We start from the raw sequence: 1,951 nt of genomic DNA on the forward strand, positions 1-1,951 counted from the left end.
TCAGTCGTCCGGGAAAGGGGACGGCTCGCGATGAGCCGTCCGTCCGTCATGCGCGATCTCGTGCGGCCTCACGCCGCCTCGACGTTCCAGAAGGCCGGCCAAGGCATCGGCGCGAAGCCCTTCAGCTTGCCCGAGAGGCCGGACAGGGCCGCGAAGTTGCCGACCCGGATATACGGCACCTCGGTGTAGATCACCTCCTGCACCGGCCCCCACAGCGCGCCGCGCTTCGCCGGGTCGGTCTCGGCGTTGAAGGCCGACAGCGCCGCCTTCTTCGCCGGCGTGTCCCACCAGCCCGGCGCGCCGTCGCCGAGCTGCGGCGGGGTCAGCATCGGCTCGGGCAGGAAGGCCGAGTGGGTGACGTAGACGTCCCACAGGGCCGGGTCGCCGCGGCGGGAGACCAGGGTTGCCCAGTCGACCACGTCGAGGGTCACCTTGAAGCCGGCGGCGCGCAGCTCCTCGGCNNGCGCCTTGGCGCCCTTGTCGTCGCCCCGGTCGTAGGCCTGGGTGCCGGCGGTGGAGTAGAACGGCGAGCCCTTCGGGAAGTGGCTGCCGGTCGCCTCGAAGAACTTCTCCTCGCCGAACGCCGCCATCAGGAGTTCGGTGTCGCTGAGCGCCATCTGGAGCGCCTGGCGCACCGTCTGGTTGGCGCAAGGCCCCTGCTTGGCGTTGAGCACGAGGTAGGGGAAGCCGAACGGCATCGTCAGCACCGGCTTGACGCCGGAGGCCTTGGCGATGCGCCCGTTGCTCTCCACCGGCAGCTGGTCGGCGAAGTGGTACTGGCCGGCGACGACGCCCTCGACCCGGGTGTTGGCGTTCGGCACCGGGATGAAGCGCAGCTCGGGGATCGCGGCGGTCCTGCGCCCGGCATAGCCGCTCGGCGCCTCGCTGCGGGCGGCGTACCCGTCGTGGCGGGTCAGCACCACGAACTGGTCGGGCCGGCGCTCCTTGAACTTGTAGGGCCCGGTGCCGACGAACTCGACGAGCGGGTTGGCGATCGCCTCCCGGGCCATGATGGCGGCGAAGCCCGAGGGCAGGGCGAGATGGGCCAGCAGCGCCGGGTTGACCGCCTTGAGGACGATCTCGACGCCGTGCGGGCCCTTCGCCGTCAGGCTCGCCAGCCCGGCCGCGATGCCCTTGCCCCGCGGCGTCATCTCCATCCAGCGCTTGAGCGAGGCGACGACGTCCTCGGAATCGAGCGCCCGGCCGTTGTGGAGCGGCACGCCCTCGCGCAGCGCGATGGTGTAGGTCTTCCCGTCCGGGCTGATCGTCGGCAGGGACGCGGCCAGCATCGGCTGCACGGTCCAGTTCGCGTCGAACGTGTAGAGCGGCTCGAACACGTGCTGCATGATCGTGGCGACGAGGTCGGCGGTCGAGGCCATCGGGTCGAGGGATTGCGGCTCGCCCACCATCGCCAGGTTCACGCTCGTCATGCCGCCGCCCTGCGCGAAGGCCCGCACCGGCACGAGCGGGGACAGCGCGAGGCCGGTCGTGAGGGCACGGCGGGTCAGGCCGGCGCGCGGGCGGTCGATCGGGGCCATGGACGTCTCCTGCGATGCGCTTTCTGTAAAATTATTTCACGTCGCAAGCGCGCGTCAAGGCGGATCTCTGCGTCATCGCGGCCTAATCCGATTTCGAGTTGCGCCTTTCCGCACCAGCGTGTAAATTTTTTTCGCAAGCTTGATAGCCAGCGGATGCCATGACCTTCGATCTCGTGCTCGCGGGCGGCCGCGTCGTCGACCCGTCCCAGTCCATCGACCGCATCGCCGACGTCGCCTTCGCGGACGGCAAGGTGGCGGCGGTCGGCGAGGGGCTGGCCGCCTCCGCCCGGGCGGTCCACGACTGCGCCGGGCGCCTCGTCACGCCGGGCCTCATCGACCTGCACACCCACGTCTACTGGGGCGGCACCTCGCTCGGGGTCGACGCGCCGGCCCTCGCCCGGTCGGGTGCGGTG

Annotated in this window: 1 protein-coding gene and 1 pseudogene; one reads left to right on the forward strand and one right to left on the reverse strand. The window is 70.9% G+C overall.

Going from position 1 to position 1,951, the window contains the following annotated elements:
- Positions 1 to 68: 68 nt before the first annotated feature.
- A complete protein-coding gene (locus tag A5481_RS14160) occupies positions 69 to 1,538 on the reverse strand; it encodes an ABC transporter substrate-binding protein (RefSeq protein ID WP_064504002.1) in 1,470 nt (489 codons plus the stop codon).
- Positions 1,539 to 1,696: 158 nt separating this feature from the next.
- Here A5481_RS14160 and A5481_RS34650 point away from each other — a divergent pair.
- Positions 1,697 to 1,951, forward strand: a pseudogene (locus A5481_RS34650) (amidohydrolase/deacetylase family metallohydrolase); the annotation flags it as partial.

Source organism: Methylobacterium platani (assembly GCF_001653715.1).
GTDB classification, from domain to species: domain Bacteria; phylum Pseudomonadota; class Alphaproteobacteria; order Rhizobiales; family Beijerinckiaceae; genus Methylobacterium; species Methylobacterium platani.